This window comes from Brucella tritici, from assembly GCF_902825325.1.
Classification (GTDB): domain Bacteria; phylum Pseudomonadota; class Alphaproteobacteria; order Rhizobiales; family Rhizobiaceae; genus Brucella.
The window spans coordinates 17,770-38,169 of the sequence record NZ_CADEAR010000001.1; the positions used below are offsets into that span (position 1 = coordinate 17,770).

The window sequence follows — 20,400 nt, forward strand, 5'->3', positions numbered from 1 at the left end:
ATTCACCAAGAAAAACCTGTGCTGTCCTGACGACAAATTGCGTTCGGGATGGCAAAATTTTAGCAAATGCAATGCAAGAAACCTAGGTTAAGTTGAATCGCACAATACGGAACGAGCTTTTGAAAACGCACGACGTTACCAACCAGACGCCGCCCATGACGGGCAACAATGCCTATCTGGGCGATCCGCTTCTGATGCAGATTGCGGCGCGTTTCCCGAAGGAACTGCATGCCGATCTGGAACAGACGGGCCGTTTTGTTTTGTCGGCTGAAGCACAGGACCTTGCACGTCTCGCCAATACCGAACTACCGAAATTGCGCACGCACGATCGGCAGGGCAAGCGTATCGACCTTGTCGAATATCATCCGGCCTATCATGCGCTGATGCGCCGTTCCATCGCAGCGGGCCTGCATTGCTCAATCTGGGAAGGCAATCCGCTCGAAACTGGCCGCCGTCATCAGGCGCGTGCATCGCGCTTTTTCCTGACCGCACAGCTTGAGGCGGGGCATCTTTGCCCGCTTACCATGACAAGCGCGTCGCTCGCAGCACTTATGGCATCGCCGGAAATCTACAAGGAATGGTCGCCGGTCATCCTATCGCGCAAATACGATTTTTCACAGAAACCCGCTTTCGCCAAGCAGGGCATTACGCTTGGCATGGGCATGACCGAGAAGCAGGGCGGAACCGATGTGCGCGCCAATACGACGCGCGCGACACGTAATGACGATGGTACCTATGCCGTCACCGGCCATAAATGGTTCATGTCAGCGCCGATGTCGGATGCTTTTCTGACACTCGCGCAGGCGGAAGAAGGCCTTTCCTGTTTTCTGCTCCCGCGCCTCACTTCAGAGGGAAGCGGGAACGGGTTCTTTTTCCAGCGCCTGAAAGACAAGCTCGGCAACAAGTCCAATGCCTCATCGGAAGTTGAATTCGATGGTGCGGTCGGTCATCTGATCGGCAATCCAGGCGAGGGCGTCAAGACCATCATGGATATGGTGACGCTGACGCGCCTCGATTGCGCTGTCGCATCGGCCGGACTGATGCGTTCAGGCCTCGCCGAAGCCGTTCACCATAGCCGTCATCGTCAGGTATTCGGCAAGGCTCTTGTCGAGCAGCCATTGATGCAGCGCGTTCTTGCCGACATGGCGCTTGATGTTGCGGGTGCGACTGCGCTTTCCATGCGGCTGGCACGTGCTTTCGACATGGCTGCGAGTGATCGTGCCGAGGCTGCTTTTGCCCGCTGCATGACGCCGGTGGTGAAATATTGGGTGTGCAAGATCGCGCCCGCGTTACTCTATGAAGCTATGGAGTGCCTTGGTGGCAATGGCTACATTGAGGAAGGCAATCTTGCACGTGCCTATCGCGAAGCCCCGGTCAATGCGATATGGGAAGGTTCCGGCAATGTCATGGCGTTGGACGTGGCACGCGTGCTGTCCCGTGCGCCGGGTCTTTTCGATGAAGTGCTGGAATGGATTGGCGGACAGCTTGGTCCGCGCGGGCTAGGGACGCTCGATGTGCTGCGCGCCGCATTGCAGTTAACCGAAACCGATCCGGGTGTTGCGCGCCTTCTGACCGAGCAACTGGCCTATGCTGCAGCAGCAGCGGAATTGCGCCAGCTTGGGGCTGACGATGTGGCCGATGCGTTTATCGAGACCCGTCTTGGCGGCCAGTGGCGTTCGACCTATGGCATGCTGGATGCGCGCCATAATGCCGAACGGATTCTCGATCAGCTTTATCCGGCGTCATAATTATCTGATGCCGACCGCCTGATGCTGTGCAGGCGGTCGAGCGCACCTTGAAGAATGAAGGATGCTGCAGCCGAATCGATGCGTTCGGCCCGCTTGCTGCGTGAGACATCCATGCCGATCAGCGCTCGTTCCGCAGCGACGGTCGACAGGCGTTCATCCCAGAAAACGAAGGGCAGGTCGGTCAGTGGCTGCATGGTGCGCACAAATGCCCGTGTAGCCTGAACGCGGGGACCGGACGTTCCGTCCATATTCACAGGCAAACCGATGACGATAACGCCGACCTTGTCGGCGTCGAGCGCTTTCAGAAGCACCTGTGCGTCGATGGAAAATTTCACCCGTTTGATAACGGGGCGCGGATGCGCGAAGGAAAGACCGAGATCAGACACTGCAAGGCCGATGGTCTTTGTTCCCAGATCCAGTCCGGCGATCGTCTGCCCGGACTGAAGCACCGCCGGAATTTCCTCGATTTCAACGACAGCCATTGGACCTCATAGGATTTTGAAGTGGTTTCATATTGCCTTCAACTTTATCGGCGTCATATCTGTTCGCAAACCGGAAATCGAGCCGGAAACAAAGATTGAGGAGAGACTTGATGAAACTTACTTGGCTTGGCCACGCCGCTTTCCGCGTTGAAACGGCAAAGGCTGTTATCCTCATCGATCCGTTTCTGAACGGAAACCCGGGTGCAAAGGGCATCGATTTCAAGGATGCGACCATGGGTGTCACCCACATTGCGCTGACCCACGGCCATGGCGACCATGTGGGCGATACGGTAGCTATTGCCAAGGAACACGACGCGACAGTGATAGCCAATGCCGATCTTGCAAGCTGGCTTGGCAGTCAGGGCGTGGAAAAGCTCGATCCTGGCAATACGGGTGGCACGGTGGCGCATGACGGGTTCACCGTTACCTTCGTCAATGCGCTCCACTCCTCGGCAATGCTGACGGAAAACGGTGTCTCGCAGGCGCTGGGCAATCCGAATGGTCTGGTATTCCATTTCGAAGATGCGTTAACGCTCTATCACATGGGTGACACGGATATCTTCTCGGACATGGGGCTTATCAACGAGCTTCATCAGCCTGAGATAGGAATTGTTCCCATTGGTGATCGCTTCACGATGGGTGGCGCAGTCGCGGCTCTCGCCTGCCAGCGCTATTTCAACTTCAAAACCGTGCTGCCATGCCACTACGCCTCGTTTCCGATCATCGACCAGACGGCGGACAAGTTCGTGGCCGGAATGGCAGATCATCGGGAAACGAAGGTTCTCACTGATCCCGCTGGCACTGTTCATTCGTTCTGACTTTGGGTTTGAAGCGCAAGAAATGTTGCGCTTCAACAATCGCGCCGTTATAGCCGGTAGGAAAACTTTTCAGGGTGGCGGTTCGCCGCCCGATCTAGCATTTGCGGAGAACAGGATGTCCGTCGATATTTCTACCGTCAAGCGCGTCGCGCATCTGGCACGCATTGCCGTCAGTGATGACGATGCGGAACGCATGACTGGCGAACTTAATGCTATTCTGGGCTTCGTTGAGCAACTGAATGAAGTCAATGTCGATGGTATCGAGCCTATGACTTCCGTTACGCCGATGGACATGCGCATGCGCCAGGACAAGGTAACGGATGGTGGCATTGCTGCTGCGGTGGTGGCAAATGCACCGGTTACGGAAGACAATTTCTTCGTCGTACCAAAGGTCGTGGAGTAGGTTATGGCCATTCGGGTTTCGATCGAGACCCCCTTGCAGGACGATGTGCGCGCGTTGGTCGAAGGCCTGAATGCGCATCTTCTACCGCTGTCACCGCTGGAATTCCAGTTCAAGATGACGGTTGAGCAGATGGCAGGGCCGGATACGACGGTCTTCGTGGCGCGCGATGAAGGCGGCAAGGCTGTCGGCTGCGGTGCCTTGAAGATGCACGAAGATGGTGTCGGCGAGGTGAAGCGCATGTTCACCCTTCCGGAAGTGCGCGGAAAGCGCGTTGGTTCGGTTCTGGTGGGTGCGATTGTCGATCAGGCAAGGGCGAATGGCATTTCCCGCCTTGTACTCGAAACGGGCACGGGACCCGGTTTTGCCAGTGCATGGCAGTTTTATGAGAATTCAGGTTTTACGCGCTGCGGTGTGGTTCTGGACTATCCGGATTCCGAATACAGCGCCTTTTTTGAAAAGCGTCTCGTTGAGGCGCACTGACAGGATTTGACGATGAGCGAACTGACCGCATTGACCATTGCCGAGGCGCGCGACAAGCTGAAGGCCAAAGCCATCACCGCGACCGAACTCACCGACGCCTATCTTTCCGCTATCGATTCCGCGAATGACGCGATCAATGCTTACGTGAAAGTGACTCACGATCAGGCGCGCTCGATGGCCAAGGCTTCGGATGAGCGTATTGTCAAGGGTGAAGCGGGTGCACTGGAAGGCATTCCGCTCGGCGTGAAGGACTTGTTTGCCACCAAGGGCGTACATACGCAGGCCTGCTCCCACATTCTCGATGGCTTCAAGCCGGAATATGAGTCAACCGTCACAGCCAATCTGTGGGCTGATGGTGCAGTTATGCTCGGCAAGCTCAACATGGATGAGTTCGCCATGGGCTCGTCCAACGAAACCTCCTATTACGGTTCGGTCAAAAACCCCTGGCGCGCCAATGGTTCCAACGCGGATCTGGTGCCGGGTGGTTCGTCGGGCGGTTCGGCTGCCGCTGTTGCCGCACAGCTTTGCGCCGGCGCCACCGCAACTGATACCGGCGGTTCGATCCGCCAGCCCGCAGCCTTCACCGGCACGGTTGGTATCAAGCCGACCTATGGCCGCGTTTCGCGCTGGGGCACGGTTGCCTTCGCTTCGTCGCTCGATCAGGCAGGACCGATTGCCCGCGACGTGCGTGATGCGGCTATCCTGTTGAAATCCATGGCTTCACTTGATCTGAAGGATACTACATCGGTCGATCTGCCTATTCCGGATTATGAAGCTGCAATCGGTAAGTCGCTCAAGGGCATGAAGATTGGCATTCCGAAGGAATATCGCGTTGATGGCATGCCGGATGAGATTGAGGAGCTTTGGCAGAAGGGTATCCAGTATCTGAAGGATGCCGGTGCTGAGATTGTCGATATTTCGCTGCCACACACGAAGTATGCGCTGCCCGCTTATTACATCGTGGCACCGGCGGAAGCCTCTTCAAATCTCGCCCGTTATGATGGCGTGCGTTACGGTCTGCGTGTACCCGGCAAGGACATTGCCGATATGTACGAACAGACCCGCGCAGCTGGCTTCGGCAAGGAAGTAAAGCGTCGTATCATGATCGGCACCTATGTTCTGTCGGCAGGCTACTACGATGCCTATTATCTGCGTGCGCAGAAAGTACGTACGCTGATCAAGAAGGACTTTGAAGACGTATTCGCCAAAGGCGTACATGCGATCCTGACGCCAGCAACGCCTTCAGCTGCCTTTGGTCTTGCCGATGAGGATCTCGCCAACGATCCGGTCAAGATGTATCTCAACGACATCTTCACGGTAACGGTCAACATGGCCGGTCTGCCGGGCATTGCCGTGCCGGCCGGTATCAATGACAAAGGCTTGCCGCTTGGCCTTCAGCTGATCGGACGTCCGTTCGAGGAAGAGACTTTGTTCCAGGCAGCGCATGCCATTGAGCAGGCTGCCGGACGGTTTACTCCGGCAAAGTGGTGGTAAAAACCGAACTTCTTATTCGCCGGGGTTTCCCCGGCGAATTTGTTTCTATGGCTGCATTAGCGGTCAGGGCCTGGCGTATTGCGGCTCGCGATATTGAACTGAGCGCGGAAAGCCAAAAAGCGTTGGAAGCCAAGTTCCAGCGCGATCTCCAAGAAAATGCGGACGGTGTTTGGGCTGCCGAAAGGGCCGGAGCACTTGCAGGCTGGAGCGCCAGGGTGCCCCAAAGCAATTACATTTCCGATTTATGGGTCGATCCACGGTATCATGGGCAGGGAATTGGCAGGCAGCTTCTTGATGCCCTGATGGCGCAAATTCTGCTTGATGGTTTTGATGTAGCACTGATTGGCACACATGCGGATAATCTGCCTGCGATCAATCTTTATAAAAAGGCTGGTTTCCAAATAAACTGGCAAGGGGGCGAGTGGTCGGAGAGTTTCGGAAGGACTGTCGAGAAAGTCAGAATGCGCGCCGATCTTTGAAGGCCAGCTCCGCGCAACCGTTGCCGAATGGTCTATCGCGCCTATCCTTCCTTGGAGTGGACAACATCAGGAGGAGGGCAAGCGATGTGGATCATGCTGACGGAAGTGAATGGTGAAAAGCTCGCCGTGAATTTCAATCACGTTCTTTCTTATAACGCTTATGGAACCGGCACGCGCATTGTGACACTGAGTACGGATCAGACCTTCTTTGTCAAAGAGTCGATTGAGGAGATTGAAGCCAAGTTGGGCATCGACGTGAAAGCCTGAAGCTTTCTTTTATTAGTGGCTTAATTAGCTTTATTGAAAAAGAAAATGAACGGCGTCACGCTTGCGAACTGCCGTTCATCCGGTCTGTATTTTCAGACACATTTCGTGGCTTGCCGAAAATGCTCTATCTTCTTGTTTTTAAGCGCATCTCGTTCCGAAAACCGCCCCCCCCCTTTTCAGGGCGCGCTCTAACTATTTGTTTTGTCGCATTATCCTATGCAAAACCGCTTCGCACTTTTGCTGGAAATGCTTTAGATATCCAATTCTTCGACAAAAGCTGCACGGTCCTGAATGAAACGAAAACGGGCCTCCGGTTTGGTGCCCATCAGTTCATCGACGGTGTTGCGGGTTTCATCGACATATTCTTCGTCCACCTGAACACGCAGAAGCGTGCGCTTCCTTGGGTCCATGGTCGTCTCTTTGAGCTGTTCGGCGCGCATTTCGCCAAGGCCTTTGAAACGACCGATTTCCACTTTGCCACGCCCGTTGAACACGGTCCGCAGAAGCTCGTCCTTATGCGCTTCATCACGCGCATAAGCGACTTTTCCGCCTTGGCTCAAGCGGAAAAGCGGAGGAACTGCCAGATAAAGATGACCGTTGCGGATCAAATCGGGCATTTCCTGATAGAAGAATGTGATGAGCAGTGATGCGATATGTGCACCATCGACGTCGGCATCAGTCATAACGATGACGCGGTCATAGCGCAGGTCGTCTTCTCGATAGTTCTTACGTGTACCGGAGCCGAGAGCCTGAACCAGATCGGCAATCTGCTGGTTTGCCGTCAGTTTTTCGCGTCCGGCGCTAGCAACGTTCAAAATCTTGCCGCGCAATGGCAGAATGGCCTGATTGGCACGGTTACGCGCCTGTTTGGCCGAACCACCTGCCGAGTCACCTTCGACGATGAACAGTTCTGCACCGGCCGCTGCGTTCTGCGTGCAGTCAGCCAGTTTGCCGGGCAGGCGCAGTTTGCGTGTAGCGCTTTTGCGAACGGTTTCCTTTTCCTGACGGCGGCGCAAGCGCTCGTCGGCGCGGTCGATCACCCAGTCCAGAAGGCGAGATGCTTCCTGCGGAGAGGCGGCAAGCCAGTGATCGAATGGATCACGGATCGCATTCTCTACGATGCGTTGTGCTTCGACGGTGGCAAGCTTGTCTTTGGTTTGACCGACAAACTCAGGCTCGCGAATGAAAACCGACAGCATCCCTGCTGCCGATACCATCACGTCATCGGTGGTGATGATCGAAGCGCGCTTGTTGTTGGTTAGTTCCGCATAGGCTTTCAGCCCTCGCGTCAGGGCAATACGCAAACCCGCTTCATGCGTGCCGCCATCGCCGGTCGGGATGGTGTTGCAATAGGAGTGGACGAAACCGTCCCCACCAAACCACGAAACTGCCCATTCGACAGCGCCGTGGCCACCCTGTTTTTCGGTTTTGCCTGCGAAAACCTCACGCGTGACCTGATGTTCCTTGCCGAGCGATGCCTCAAGATAATCCTTCAAGCCGCCGGGAAAGTGGAACACGGCCTTTTCAGGCGTTTCCTTCTTCGGGTCGAGCAGGGCAGGATCGCAGTTCCAGCGGATTTCAACCCCGCCGAACAGATAAGCCTTTGATCGTGCCATGCGATAAAGACGGTGCGGATCGAACTGCGCCGTCTTGCCGAAAATATCAGGATCGGGATGGAAGCGGACGCGGGTACCGCGACGATTGTGCACTTCACCGAGCTCTTCCAGCCCGCCTTGTGGGATACCGCGTGAGAAGCGCTGGCGATAAAGACGGCGATTGCGTGCGACTTCCACTTCCAGCACGTCAGAAAGGGCATTCACCACCGAAACACCGACGCCGTGCAAGCCGCCTGATGTTTCATAGGCCTTGCCGTCGAACTTGCCGCCCGCATGCAGTTTGGTCATGATGACTTCGAGCGTGGACTTTCCGGGAACCTGGGGATGTTCATCAACAGGAATGCCGCGTCCATTGTCCGAAACCGTTACAAACCCGTCGGCATCGAAGCTCACTTCGATGAAATTGGCATGCCCTGCGACAGCTTCGTCCATCGAGTTGTCGATGACTTCGGCGAAGAGATGATGCAGTGCCTTTTCGTCTGTGCCGCCGATATACATGCCGGGACGCAGGCGAACCGGCTCCAGTCCTTCCAGAACACGGATAGATGATGCATTATAGTCGTCGCCTGCCGATGAAGCAGGTGGCGCCTTGGTCGTCACCTGCTTTGGAACAGAGAGCGACGGCGCTGCCACTGGCTGCGCAACAGGCTGTGGTGCCACAGGTTTTTCCCCCTGGCGTCCCTGTTCTTGTTCCCGTTCTCGGGCCCGGGCATTGTTGACCACTCTCGAGAAGAGATCGTTGCTATCGTCCATTTGTTCCGAAAAGCTCTCTATCTGAATTTCAGGAGGTCTGTGTCGAGCTTGCTCGCCATCGACCGGAAAATACTGTTCGCGAATCACCTGAATGATGCCATGTGCGCTCGCGAAAGGCGAACAAAGTTCGCCTTACGTTCCATTTTCACACTGCTTTTTCAAAGGGTTTTGTTCAGAACCGAAATGATTTGCACCAGAAAGAAGGCGAAAGTCAAACAAGTGGGACATTTCGGATCAAATTGGATGGAAACGCTATCACAGTTCGCATAGAGCGATAGCGGGGAATATTCAGAATACCGAGAGTTTGAAATGCAAAACAGCGCGACAAGTGGCATGGAAGCGCACGTAAAGGGCATGGCGATCATGGTGCTCTCGGTGCTTTTGCTGCCACTGATGGACGCCATCGGCAAATGGCTCGCCATGGTGGACAACATGCCTCCGGCCACTGTCACGTTCATGCGCTTTTTCATTCAGTGCTGGCTGATGTTCTTTATCCTGCTAATTGTCGGTGGTTTCGCTGCACTGCGAACACAATATCTGGCGGGAAATCTCATCCGCGGCGCATTGATGGGGTTCGGTGGGCTCTGCTTCTTCACGGCGGTCAAATATATGCCGCTGGCCGATGCGATGGCCGTCTTCTTCGCCGAACCGCTTATTCTGACGCTCTTTTCGGCAATTTTCCTCAAGGAGAAGGTAGGCTGGAGAAGGTTTAGCGCAGTCGGCATCGGTCTTATCGGCACGATGATCGTGATCCAGCCGAGTTTCGAGATTTTCGGTGCTGTTTCGCTTCTGCCGTTGGCGACAGCTGTAACCTTCGCAATCTACCTGATCCTGAATCGCAAATACGGTGCGAAGGAAAGTCCGCTTGTCATGCAGTTCTATGCGGGTGTCGGCGGTTGGGTGTTCGCCGGCGTTGCCATGATTTTCGGAACAGCCGCGGGGCTCGGTGACTTGAGTTTCGGCCTGCCGGACGGCATTCACCCCTGGCTTCTTCTGCTGCTTCTGGGAACGATCGGGACTGTCAGCCATTTGATGGTCGTGCAGGCGTTCAAGCTGGCACCGGCATCAATGTTGGCTCCGTTCCAATATCTGGAAATCGTCAATGCTGTTCTGGTCGGTTTGATCGTGTTCGGTGATTTCCCGACACCATCGAAATGGTGCGGCATCGCGATTATCGTCGGATCCGGGTTCTATGTTTTCATGCGCGAGCGCCGCGTGAAAGCCGACGCTGTGGCTTGAGACAGAGCTAGAGCGGTTCTAGTTAAAACGGAAGCGTGGGACCGCTCTATCTCTTTATTTTACGCATTATCCTACGCAAAACCGCTTCTCACTTTTGCTGGAAATGCTCTATTTCAACTGACGGGGTCCGAAGACCGTCTCGAACGCTTTTCCCAAAGCGACATCCATGTCGCCCATTGTTACCGGCAATCCAAGGTCTACAAGGCTGGTAACGCCATGTTCCGAAATTCCGCAAGGAACGATGCCGGAATAATGGTTGAGATCGGGTTCGACATTGATGGCGATGCCATGAAAGCTTACCCAACGACGGAGGCGGATGCCGATAGCCGCGATCTTGTCTTCGCACATGCCTCCATTGGCAAGGCGAGGTTTTTCAGGCCGTGTAACCCATACACCGACACGATCTTCACGACGTTCGCCCTTGACGTTAAACTCAGCAAGGCTCTCGATAATCCATTGCTCAAGAGCTGTTACAAAAGCACGCACATCCTCACGGCGGTGTTTCAGGTCGAGCATTACATAAGCAACGCGCTGGCCTGGCCCGTGATAGGTATATTCCCCGCCGCGTCCCGTGTTGAAGACAGGAAGACTATTTGGGGTCAGGAGATCGTCTGCATTGGCACTCGTCCCCGCTGTGTAAAGCGAGGGATGCTCGACCAGCCACACGAGTTCATTGGCGGTGCCTTCCCGGATGGCCTGGACGCGCGCCTCCATGAAAGCGAGAGCCTCTTCATAATCCGTCAACTCTTCGGCAACGACCCAATCGACGGGAGCTGCATCTGCAACGACAGGCAGGAAATATGCTTCCAGCGCATCGCGCTCACGCGGCTTTTGAGAAGCTGTCTCGAAAATGGGGGAAGCGGAGTTATTTGTCATGATGGCAGCATATGGCGGTTTTGCAGTGTAACCGCCAGATGTCAAAATGCCTCTCCGATCAATGAATCGCGAGCGGCACTTCCTTTTCACAGCGATTGCGTCCTGCCTGTTTGGCCCGATAAAGAGCACGGTCTGCGGCGTTGATGAGATGACTATAATCCGGATGACCGTTGAATGCAGCCACGCCGATGGACAGCGTGACCGTCTGACGTGCGCCATCCGGGAGGTTCAGTGGCTGATGCGCAATCTGTTTGCGCAGTTCTTCGCCAATTGCAAAAGCCTTGTGCTCGTCGGCCTCTACAAGAGCGACCAGAAATTCTTCGCCACCATAACGGAACACGAAGTCGCTCGGGCGGCAAAGCGACAGGATCGCTTCAGCCACCTGCTGGAGAACGGCATCGCCACTACTATGCCCGTATGTATCGTTGATGTTCTTGAAGTGATCGATGTCGATCATCAGAACACTCAGGTTCATAGCCTTCTGCGAGGCCATGCGCACCTCGCGGGTCAGGATCGAAGGCATGAAGCGGCGATTGAGTGCACGCGTCAGTGGATCGCGTCCCGTTTCCATGGCCGCCGCCGTCTGAAACAGTTCGGACAGCAGGAATTTCACCTCACCGATCTTGGTTTGAAACTGTGCGAGCAAAGCGGGGAGTTCAGCCGGGTTATCCTTGCGAGCCTTGCTGATGGCAGCCAGCAGCACTTCATCGATATGCTCTACGTTCCGGCGGATGTTCTCCAACGTGCCAGAGTTGGAAAACATCAGATCAGCCTTATGCTGTAACCACAGCCCGAAATCTGAGCTTGCGAGCGCGTGAAGCGGATTGTCGGAATTGCCATAAAGGTTGAAGAGAAGCGACTGGCTCCATTCCATAAGCGCTGCACGCTGCGATTCTCGCTCCAACGGAAAATCATGGCTTAGCGTGAAAGCCCGATAGGCTTCGTCGGTCTGGGCGCTTTCACGTGCATCTTTCACAAAAGCCTGGCTCATGATTTCAATCGCGATGTCGATGGCATTGCTGACATGCACGATCAGGCGCGCCAGAGCCTCGCGTGATGCAACCTCCAGCTCCAGCTGACGAACGATTTCGTTTTTGAGCAGGCGTGCCCCCTGCATGACGACGTGGATCGGCACGTCGATACGGGCGTGAACTTCGCCAACCTTGCGCTGTTCATGAAGGAATGCATCAACATCGTCAGCGGTTCTTTGAAACATTTTCAGAAGCCAGTCGCTCAACGAATTATGCAGTCGCTCCTGCACTATCTTTTGGGACAGAAATGTTGCCGCATCGCGATTACTCATCAGGCGGTCATAGAAAACGCCGACAAATTGCTCACGGTGACGGTTGATTAAGTCACGGAGAAGGACGGCGTGTTCTTCGGAGAGGCCAGCGACCAGTTCGACCCATTCGGCCTGGCTGGCACCCAGCCCGGTTTTCGACCCCCATGTAGTGGTGATTTCAGAGGTCGAATAATTCATGTTCCTACTCCTTGCCATGACCGCAAGGCTCCGCCCGCGACCGGTTTGAAACCAGCGCCTGATCGGCTTTGCGGATTGGAGATTCTGCGGTTTTGCCCTTGCTTTAGATGGGCAGTGTGCGAACTCAACAGGCTCCTGATATCGTGACTTTCTTAAAAATCTTTCCGCAAAATTGTAGCTTAACAATTGGGGTGCTTTCGAAGGCGTTTTTTGTTGGCCGCGCTCGAGATTGATAGAGCATCGTAAGATTAAGTGACTTTACCGGATAACCGATTGGCCTACCTATCTGCGGGCAAGATTCCAATTCTGGCCAACTTTGGAAAGGAACCCAGAATGAGATTGACACTACTTTCTGCGGCGCTCGCGCTTTTCGCGGTGACCGCTTCAGCCGAAGCGGGCGCCCCCGTTGCTCCAGCAGTACCGGCTGTTGCCGTCGATGGCGTTGGCTCCGCCATTCAGGTCGATTATCGCTGCCGTCGCGGGATGGTCCGTACTCCGAGCGGTCGCTGCGTTACTGATCGCCGCTGGCGGGATGATCGTCGCGGGTGGGACCGCCATTCACCACGCTACTATCGCGAACGCGACCGTGATCGTCGCTGGCGCCATGAGCGCGACCGTCATCGTGATCGTGTTTATATCGAACCGCGTCGCCGCGGCCCACATAACTAAAAAGAAAAAGAGCAGCGGTTTCGCTGCTCTTTTTTATACTGGCTCGGCTTGTGTGTCTGAAAGACTGTCGAGTTGCGGAAATACATCCGGTGTCATAGGGGCCAATACATCAATTATCAGTCCGTCTGGTGCAAAGTTGATATCGCATTTGGCCCTGAGTTCACCCGTCAGAACGGAATAGAGCAGCCGCTGGCCGAAACCGCGGCGGGTAGGGCGTTCGACCTGGGGCCCTCCGCCTTCAACCCAGCGCATATGAAATTTCCGTTCGCCCTGGTTTTCGACGACATCCCAGTTGAACTGGACCGTGCCGTTATCGTTGGAGAGAGCGCCGTATTTTACGGCATTTGTTGCCAGTTCATACAAGCCAAGCGAGAGCGAGACCGTTACGCGGTCGCTTACTATGAGCTCTGGACCACGGGTTCGGATTCGATGGCCGAATGTGCTGTTGAAAGGAGCGAGTGCGGTTTCACAGATCTGGCCGATCGTTGTGCCCGTCCAGTCCTCCCTGAGCAGCATATCATGGGCCTGACTGAGAGCACGCAACCGCTCGCTGAACAGTTCGTTTGCGGTTTGTGGATCGGTGGCATTCCGCAAGGTCTGGTTGGCGATCGATTGCACCATCGCCATCGAGTTCTTGAAGCGATGAGAAATTTCGCGTGTTACGAGTGCCTTGTCCGCCTCGGCTTTTTTTCGTTCGGTGACGTCGATGACGATGCCCAGAAGCGTAGGCGATTTGCCCGGCAGGGCTTTTGCGCGGGTTTCCACCCAGCGCACCTGACCCAGCCGGTTGGTGATGCGATATTCCACCCGGAAAGACTTGCCGGTCGTGAAAGACTCCTGTGACCGCTGGATTAGTGTTATCCGGTCTTCAAGCACCACCATGTCGATGATCTTGTCGTAGTTGACTGGCTCGTCCGGCGTCAGTCCAAAAATACGCCTGTATTCCGCCGAACAATTGATTTCACCAGTATGATAATCTCGCGTCCAGAAGCCGACATTCGCCACTTCGACGATATATTGCAGCTGGTCATAGCTGCGCTGCTTTTCGATTGAAAGCGTTTCGCGTTCTTTTTCGAGTTCAACGAGTTTTCCGAGTTCCAGCGTCACGTCGAGCTGCGATGAAACGAAGTGATGAAGCTCACCTGACTCTGTTTTGACCGGGGAGATATGAAGTCTATTCCAGAATGGTTCGCCTGACTTCTTATAGTTCAAAATATCGACATCGATTGACTGTTCCGCTTCCAACGCCGTGCGGATGGTCTCGATATGCTTCGGATCTGTGCCAGGTCCCTGAAGGAAGCGGCAATTCTTTCCGATGATTTCATCGGACTTATAGCCGGTCAGGTCCTGGAAAGCCTTGTTTGCAAAGACGATAGGATTGTCCGGCAGACGGGGATTTGTGATGAGCATTGGCATAGGCGTCAGTTCAACTGCCGCCGTGAAAGGATTCGCTTCCTGGGAAAAGGATGCTCCCAACACTGTTACGGACGGCTGTACTCTTGTTGCCAATGCAAACCCCACTCGCTGAAAACGCTTACAAGCTGCCCTACTTCACGCAAGTTATCCGATTGTCGCTTAATTTGCTAACAAAAATAATGGAATAGCCAGAACGAATTATTGCATCTTCCGTTAAGCAGCAGAGGAACCAGCTGTGTGTTGCAAGGTGAAAATAAGGTACGCGCGTAATTTTCCGACAATATTCAGCGGGCATTCATAAACGAACAGCAATGATGACATCATTGAAATGGAGAAGCACAGGATGAACACCTTCAAAAAGATGATGGTTGGCCTTGTCGGTGCAAGCTTTCTGATCGGCGCAATGGTTCCGGTCTCGGCTGCACCTGTCATGCCAACTGCGCCTGCGGCAAGCAATGAAAATGTTCAGCAGGTTCGTGACGATCGCTGGCGTCGTGGGCCGGGACACGGACATTGGGGTGGACACCGACCTGGTTATCGTCCGGGCTGGCAGGGTCGCCCTCACTACCGTCCGGGGCCGGGTTACTGGAATGGCTATCGCGGCGACCGCTATTATCGCCACGGCTATCGCCGCCATAATGACGGATGGTGGTATCCGCTCGCAGCATTCGGTGCTGGCGCAATCATCGGTGGTGCGATTGCCGCACCGCCACCGCCGCCTCCAGTTTACCGCGCACCGGCTTACGGTTACAGCAACTCGCATGTTCAGTGGTGCTATAATCGTTATCGGTCCTATCGGGCGTCCGACAACACTTTCCAGCCGTATAACGGTCCACGTCAGCAGTGTTATTCACCATACTGATAGTGGAAATTCGTTAAATTCAATGGAGCCGCCCTTTTATGGGCGGCTTTGTTTTTGTGGACTAAGTCTATCAACTGCATCGATCAGTAATTGTCATCCATATCAGTGCATTCTAAAAGGCGGTCGGGGTAAGATTCCGGGGTGCATTTGTTGAATCGCTTTCGGTCTCCCCATTTCATAACGAAGCGCTAGAGGAGACGGGATGCGCCAGATTTTACCCAAAGCATTGGCCGGTATAGTTATACTCGGCATACTGAGCGTAGTACTTGGTTCCTGGTACACGATTGACGAAGGTGAGCGCGGCGTTGTTTTGCGCTATGGTGCTGTTTCCGGCGTTGCACAGCCGGGGCTCGGCTTCAAAATTCCTATGATCGATTCGATTGTGCGTATATCGGTGCAATCCAAGGCTGCGATCTACAACAGCATGGAAGCCTACAGCCGCGATCAGCAGCCTGCCACGATGAACCTGTCGGTCAACTATCGTATTCCACCAGACCGAGTGGAAGAAGTCTATGCGACTTACGGTGGTGAGGAGGGCCTGTTGTCCCGCCTTGTCGAGCGGCGCGTTTTCGAGGAAAGCAAGACCGTTTTCGGCAAGTTCAATGCTGTTGAGGCTATTCAGGAACGCAGCCGTCTCAATCAGGAAATCGCGGAGGCTATACAGAACAGCGTACGTGGTCCGGTTATCATCGATACGGTGCAGATCGAGAATATCGATTTTTCGGACTCCTATGAACAATCCATCGAACAGCGCATGCTGGCCGAAGTTGAGGTGCAGCGTCTCCGTCAGAATGCAGAGCGCGAAAAAGTGCAGGCTGAAATCACCGTGACGCAGGCAAAAGCGCAGGCCGATGCACGCCGTGCCGAAGCCCAGGCTCAAGCCGATGCCGTTCGCCTCCAGGCTGAGGCCGATGCGGAGGCGATACGGGTAAAGGGTGAAGCGGAAGCAACCGCAATCAAGGCGCGGGGCGATGCACTTCGTGACAATCCGGGTCTTGTGGCACTGACACAGGCCGAACGATGGGACGGCCAGCTGCCCAGCACGATGCTGCCGAACGGGGCTATCCCCATGTTGAACCTGAACAGTTCCCAGACACAGCAGAAATCACCCGATTACTGATCGGTGAAGCAAAGAACAGCGGGGCGGTAATTGTTTGATTTGAAACGCATCTTATCCGCCGCGCTGTTCATAGCCTTCGACTTTTTCCCCATCCATCTTCTGACGCAAGTGCTGCTTGAGCTTATCAAGCTTGTCTGTGTCCCACCCAGTCACGCCGGTGACCTCCAGCCACGCATCGACATAATGTTCTGGAGCATAGACATGCCCGTGTCCTATCGGTGTGGTGGTGCCAAACGCCATGTCGAGCGCCAGTTGCAGCATGGTGACAACCGGATACCATCGTAATTCCGGCGAAACGTCGGGCCCACGCGGCGTCTGCATCCAGTCAGGCTGACGGTAGAATGACAGGCTGTCGAAGAAAGTCACCGGATCGCTGGCATATTGCAGATAAACCACGCGCATCGGTCCCCAGCGCGTTCCGTTTCCTGGCGCTTCGCCATTCTGATTCATGAAACGCGCAAAGGAGCCGTCACGGAATACGGGCAGCCATTCAGGCGTTCCCGGATTCCTTCGCCTCGTCATGGCTTTCCAATCGCGGCTTGGGAAAGGGGGGCCGCTCCACAAAGCGCCGTTGATTGGATCGTCGAGCATTTCGAAAAGCTCGGAGGAGACTTCCGAGTTCATTGCGCCGAGGCTCAATCCATAAAGATACAGGCGAGGACGCTGATTGTGCGGCAGCTCTTTCCAGTAATTATAGACGGTGATGAACAGGGCTCGGGAAGCTTCTGCTCCGTATTCCGGTTGAAACAACAACGACAAAGGACTGGAAAGATAGGAATATTGCATGGCAACGCTGGCTACATCGCCATTGTGCAGAAACTCCAGTCCGTCCATGGCTGCGGGATCGACCCAGCCCGTACCGGTTGGAGTGATGACGACCAGCACAGAACGTTCAAAGCCACGCTGACGTTTTAATTCCTCAAGGGCCAGTTCGGCCCGTTGTTCAGGTGTATCGGCTACTTGCAGACCTGCATAGACCCGTATCGGATCGATGGCCTTTTCACCGGTCAACGCAGCAATATCGGCAGCCTTGGGGCCTGAGGAAACGAACTCGCGTCCGGCCCGCCCCAGCTCGTTCCAATGCAAAAGCGAAGCGGCGCTGCCAGTCTCGTTCGATGCTGTCGGTTGTGGGCGATCCGGTTCGATCAAAGCGTCAAATTCGCGAAACGAACGATCCAGAACCTTGAAAGTGGACTGGATGAGCAGGCCGTTGGCGATGGTCCAGATGAGCACGACTGTGATCGTGACGCCCAGGACATTGGCTAACCGCCGAGGCATGACGAGTTGCACTTTGGCGGAAACGAACTTCCCCAGTCGAATGAGAAGGCGAACCAGAATCAGCAGAAGCAGAAATGTAAGCACAGCCAAAGCAGAGACGCTCATAGGATAGGCGCTCGGCACCGGCTCCATATCCATGACTGCACGAACTGAGTTCTGCCAGCCCGCGGCAAAATAAAGTGCTGCGATGGCGACCGCGAGACAGATGACACCAACAATAAGATTGACCCGGCTGCGTAGCCGGTTTCGGGGTTCTGGCAATTCGAGATAGTGCCAGAGCCAGCGCCACAATACACCGATGCCATAACCGGCTCCGAAGGCAACACCTCCCAAAATTCCCTGCATGACATAGGTTCGCGGGATGAGGCTTGGGGTGAGGGCTGCGGCAAAAAACAGCGTTCCGAGCGCGATGCCCACGCCGGACAAGGAACGTCGGAAATGAGAAAATGCCTTGGTGGCCAGAGACATGAAACACCGCGCTGTTCGATTATCCTGATGAAACTAGCTTTAGCACGACCGCGCGGCAAGGTCCTGCCCCAGGGGAAAGCGAAAGCTGGATAGTCTTGTTTGTGCACATCGGGATTCGGAATCGCTTTCCTATCAAGGCGTATTCAGTAGTCCAACCAGCATTAAAAACACCAGTTCTGTAACGCAACGCGATGAGACGTGTCCCTGACCTGTGATTTTTTGAATTTATGTTGGAGAAACCTCATTTTATGGTGTTGACCAATCCGTAAGTCGCCCTTATGTTCCGCCGCACTTCCGGGGGCGATTTGCTCCTTCAGGGAGCGCGTAGCTCAGCCGGTAGAGCAACTGACTTTTAATCAGTAGGTCCAGGGTTCGAATCCCTGCGCGCTCACCACTTCTTCCTCCAGTTTGTTCGTTTCACCTTTGTCGCAGTGACTTTGTTCAGCAAGAATGTCATGAGTTATCATGACCTTGCGTAGACGAATTATTGGCGATCGGTCGGATACAGCCCTTTGGGTCGTATCGATGGCGCTTGTTATTCTTCTACAGGGGCTGGTAACGGCTTATGCGCAAGCTTCCATGGCTGCGTGGAGTGCTGACCCTTCATCTGTGATCTGTTCGGTTCACTCGACGCCGGTCGATGCAGAGGCTCCCCTGAAGGACCTCGCCAGGCATTGCTGCTCGACCCTGTGTCAGGCTGCATGTGCTATCGGAACCGGGCTGATGGAGCAACCAGTCGCGGTATCTTTCGATTCGATTGTTACGAAAGACACTGTCGCTTTTTCTTTGGCCGTTCGTGCCCCTCCTGGCCAGTTTGTTACGGCTACGCGGGCCAGAGGCCCGCCCAGTTTGCACGATCTTTGAAAAACGAAGCCGCCGCTCCGCGACGGCAATTTCATATCGTTTGGAGATATCGATGCAAAACCATCGTCCTATCGTGGTGGCCGAGGCTGGCTGCACACGCAATTGCACAAATCATGCGCTGCGCTTCCCTCTATGTTCAAGGAGGGTTCCATGACGGATATGCTTCTTGAAGGAAAAGGTGAGGCACACGTACAGCATAATGCCACGAGTTCTACGAGCTCCGGCTTCCACGCCTTTGTCACACGACTTCATTTCTATGTCGGCCTGTTTGTAGGTCCTTTTATTCTGATCGCAACTGTGACAGGCACACTTTATGTCCTCACGCCGCAGCTCGAAAATTATATCTATCGTGACCAGTTGCGTACCGCGTCGCTTGGAACAGTGCAGCCGCTGACAGAACAGGTGAAGGTGGCCGAGGCCTATATAGGCGATGGCCCAAGACTTTTCGCCGTGAGGCCCTCAGCCGGTCCGGGCTGGAACACACGGGTTATGTTCAACCAGCCTGGATTGGGAGAATCTGAAAGTCGGGCAGTTTTCGTTGATCCCGTCACACTGGCAGTGAAAGGTGATCTCGTCGCCTATGGCACAAGTGGAACATTGCCGTTTCGAGCGGCAATTGACTATTTGCACCGCAATCTCATGCTCGGGAACTTCGGGCGTTATTACAGCGAACTTGCGGCATCCTGGCTTTGGATAGCAGCTCTCGGTGGTGTGTTGCTTTGGTGGTGGAAGCGGGATATCCGGCGAAAACAACAACAAACGAAAAACCAGCACCTGAAGACCCGCCGTTTTCACGGTCAGGTCGGTATCTGGATCGCTGTCGGGCTTTTGTTCCTTTCGGCAACCGGCATGACGTGGTCGCAACTGGCCGGTGGAAGAATTGACCAGTTCAGAGCAGCGGTTGGTTGGATTACGCCGTCGGTCTCAACCGCCCTGAATAAGGCAACAGATTCCAAGCAAGAACATAGCGCACATCAAGGCCATGGCGATACGTCGGTGCCGTCCAGCACGAGTGATGTGAAGGACTATGTTGGACAGCTGGATAACGTTTATCTGGCTTCGCGACAGGCGGGGCTGGACTCACCCATGGTCGAAATTCGGGTGCCCCGTTCATCGGATCAAGGCTGGCTGGTGCGTGAATATGATCGGTCCTGGCCGACGCAAGTAGATACGATTGTTCTGGATCCAAGCGATATGGGTGTTATCAGCCGTGCAGATTTTGAAACCTTTCCCATCATCGCAAAATTGATCCGCTGGGGCATCGATCTTCATATGGGCATCCTGTTCGGGATCGCCAATCAAATTGTGATGGCTGGACTTGGCTTGGCGCTCATTGTGATGATCGTTTACGGCTATCGCATCTGGTGGCAGCGGCGCCCACCGGCGGGATCGAAGCCGAGAACATTGATCGCAAGCTGGAAGCGCCTCTCTGTCGCGCAGCAAGTCGGGGTTGTAATCGCTTCTCTTGCTATCGGCTGGGCTTTGCCGCTGATCGGAATCAGTCTGATTGCATTCCTGTTGGTTGATTATGCGCGTTGGCAACTTGAGGGTTGAAAATCCGCTGTCGGCTGAACCATCAAACTGGCGT

The 20,400-nt window shown here is 54.7% G+C and carries 19 protein-coding genes and 1 tRNA gene; 14 read left to right on the forward strand and 6 right to left on the reverse strand.

The window, feature by feature from the left end:
- Positions 1 to 119 precede the first annotated feature (119 nt).
- The gene (locus HWX93_RS00100; protein ID WP_176036041.1) at positions 120 to 1,748 is read left to right on the forward strand and encodes an acyl-CoA dehydrogenase family protein; all 1,629 of its coding nucleotides are present in this window, start codon (positions 120 to 122) and stop codon (positions 1,746 to 1,748) included.
- Here HWX93_RS00100 and ruvX read toward each other — a convergent pair.
- On the reverse strand, positions 1,733 to 2,230 hold the full coding sequence (ruvX, locus tag HWX93_RS00105; protein ID WP_176036042.1) for a Holliday junction resolvase RuvX: 498 nt from the start codon (positions 2,228 to 2,230) through the stop codon (positions 1,733 to 1,735). The genes HWX93_RS00100 and ruvX overlap by 16 nt on opposite strands.
- A 110-nt stretch (positions 2,231 to 2,340) precedes the next feature.
- On the opposite strand from ruvX, the gene HWX93_RS00110 reads away from it, so the two are divergent.
- The 6 genes from HWX93_RS00110 to HWX93_RS00135 all read left to right on the forward strand — a co-directional run bounded on the left by HWX93_RS00110 (position 2,341) and on the right by HWX93_RS00135 (position 6,171).
- Complete coding sequence (locus HWX93_RS00110; protein WP_176036043.1) at positions 2,341 to 3,048, forward strand: metal-dependent hydrolase; 708 nt, start codon at positions 2,341 to 2,343, stop codon at positions 3,046 to 3,048.
- Positions 3,049 to 3,163: 115 nt separating this feature from the next.
- Positions 3,164 to 3,451: an Asp-tRNA(Asn)/Glu-tRNA(Gln) amidotransferase subunit GatC gene (gene gatC, locus HWX93_RS00115; RefSeq protein ID WP_061345755.1), complete on the forward strand. Its 288-nt coding sequence runs from the start codon at positions 3,164 to 3,166 to the stop codon at positions 3,449 to 3,451.
- 3 nt (positions 3,452 to 3,454) lie between these two features.
- Complete coding sequence (locus tag HWX93_RS00120) at positions 3,455 to 3,931, forward strand: GNAT family N-acetyltransferase (RefSeq protein ID WP_176036044.1); 477 nt, start codon at positions 3,455 to 3,457, stop codon at positions 3,929 to 3,931.
- Positions 3,932 to 3,943: 12 nt separating this feature from the next.
- A complete protein-coding gene (gene gatA / locus HWX93_RS00125; protein ID WP_176036045.1) occupies positions 3,944 to 5,425 on the forward strand; it encodes an Asp-tRNA(Asn)/Glu-tRNA(Gln) amidotransferase subunit GatA in 1,482 nt (493 codons plus the stop codon).
- Positions 5,419 to 5,904: a GNAT family N-acetyltransferase gene (locus tag HWX93_RS00130; RefSeq protein WP_235969031.1), complete on the forward strand. Its 486-nt coding sequence runs from the start codon at positions 5,419 to 5,421 to the stop codon at positions 5,902 to 5,904. The genes gatA and HWX93_RS00130 overlap by 7 nt, the downstream gene beginning before the upstream one ends.
- An 84-nt stretch (positions 5,905 to 5,988) precedes the next feature.
- Entirely contained in the window at positions 5,989 to 6,171 is a 183-nt protein-coding gene (locus tag HWX93_RS00135) for a flagellar FlbD family protein (RefSeq protein WP_010658857.1), read from the forward strand.
- Between the two features lie 251 nt (positions 6,172 to 6,422).
- On the opposite strand, the gene parE is transcribed toward HWX93_RS00135, so the two are convergent.
- A complete protein-coding gene (parE, locus tag HWX93_RS00140; protein WP_176036046.1) occupies positions 6,423 to 8,540 on the reverse strand; it encodes a DNA topoisomerase IV subunit B in 2,118 nt (705 codons plus the stop codon).
- A 309-nt stretch (positions 8,541 to 8,849) separates the two neighbouring features.
- Here parE and HWX93_RS00145 point away from each other — a divergent pair, with 309 nt between their 5' ends.
- Entirely contained in the window at positions 8,850 to 9,779 is a 930-nt protein-coding gene (locus HWX93_RS00145; RefSeq protein ID WP_176036047.1) for a DMT family transporter, read from the forward strand.
- A gap of 108 nt (positions 9,780 to 9,887) precedes the next feature.
- Here the strand turns inward: HWX93_RS00145 and lipB are convergent, their stop codons facing one another.
- Entirely contained in the window at positions 9,888 to 10,655 is a 768-nt protein-coding gene (gene lipB / locus HWX93_RS00150; RefSeq protein WP_176036048.1) for a lipoyl(octanoyl) transferase LipB, read from the reverse strand.
- 58 nt (positions 10,656 to 10,713) lie between these two features.
- The gene (locus HWX93_RS00155; RefSeq protein ID WP_176036049.1) at positions 10,714 to 12,135 is read right to left on the reverse strand and encodes a GGDEF domain-containing protein; all 1,422 of its coding nucleotides are present in this window, start codon (positions 12,133 to 12,135) and stop codon (positions 10,714 to 10,716) included.
- A 333-nt stretch (positions 12,136 to 12,468) separates the two neighbouring features.
- Between HWX93_RS00155 and HWX93_RS00160 the strand changes: the two genes are divergently transcribed.
- Positions 12,469 to 12,804 (forward strand): hypothetical protein, encoded by a 336-nt coding sequence (locus tag HWX93_RS00160; RefSeq protein WP_109986586.1) that lies wholly within the window; start codon positions 12,469 to 12,471, stop codon positions 12,802 to 12,804.
- A 33-nt stretch (positions 12,805 to 12,837) separates the two neighbouring features.
- Here HWX93_RS00160 and HWX93_RS00165 read toward each other — a convergent pair whose 3' ends face one another.
- Positions 12,838 to 14,280, reverse strand: coding sequence for an HWE histidine kinase domain-containing protein (locus HWX93_RS00165; RefSeq protein WP_268904569.1), 1,443 nt, complete (start codon positions 14,278 to 14,280; stop codon positions 12,838 to 12,840).
- 283 nt (positions 14,281 to 14,563) lie between these two features.
- Here HWX93_RS00165 and HWX93_RS00170 point away from each other — a divergent pair, with 283 nt between their 5' ends.
- Complete coding sequence (locus tag HWX93_RS00170) at positions 14,564 to 15,082, forward strand: BA14K family protein (protein WP_176036051.1); 519 nt, start codon at positions 14,564 to 14,566, stop codon at positions 15,080 to 15,082.
- 202 nt (positions 15,083 to 15,284) lie between these two features.
- Complete coding sequence (locus HWX93_RS00175) at positions 15,285 to 16,202, forward strand: prohibitin family protein (protein WP_109986589.1); 918 nt, start codon at positions 15,285 to 15,287, stop codon at positions 16,200 to 16,202.
- A 51-nt stretch (positions 16,203 to 16,253) separates the two neighbouring features.
- Here HWX93_RS00175 and HWX93_RS00180 read toward each other — a convergent pair whose 3' ends face one another.
- The gene (locus HWX93_RS00180; protein WP_176036052.1) at positions 16,254 to 17,948 is read right to left on the reverse strand and encodes an alpha/beta hydrolase; all 1,695 of its coding nucleotides are present in this window, start codon (positions 17,946 to 17,948) and stop codon (positions 16,254 to 16,256) included.
- A gap of 318 nt (positions 17,949 to 18,266) precedes the next feature.
- On the opposite strand from HWX93_RS00180, the gene HWX93_RS00185 reads away from it, so the two are divergent.
- The 3 genes from HWX93_RS00185 to HWX93_RS00195 all read left to right on the forward strand — a co-directional run bounded on the left by HWX93_RS00185 (position 18,267) and on the right by HWX93_RS00195 (position 20,366).
- Positions 18,267 to 18,342: transfer RNA gene (locus HWX93_RS00185), tRNA-Lys, on the forward strand.
- 71 nt (positions 18,343 to 18,413) lie between these two features.
- The gene (locus HWX93_RS00190) at positions 18,414 to 18,812 is read left to right on the forward strand and encodes a hypothetical protein (protein ID WP_176036053.1); all 399 of its coding nucleotides are present in this window, start codon (positions 18,414 to 18,416) and stop codon (positions 18,810 to 18,812) included.
- Positions 18,813 to 18,962: 150 nt separating this feature from the next.
- Positions 18,963 to 20,366, forward strand: coding sequence for a PepSY-associated TM helix domain-containing protein (locus tag HWX93_RS00195; RefSeq protein ID WP_176036054.1), 1,404 nt, complete (start codon positions 18,963 to 18,965; stop codon positions 20,364 to 20,366).
- Positions 20,367 to 20,400 lie beyond the last annotated feature (34 nt).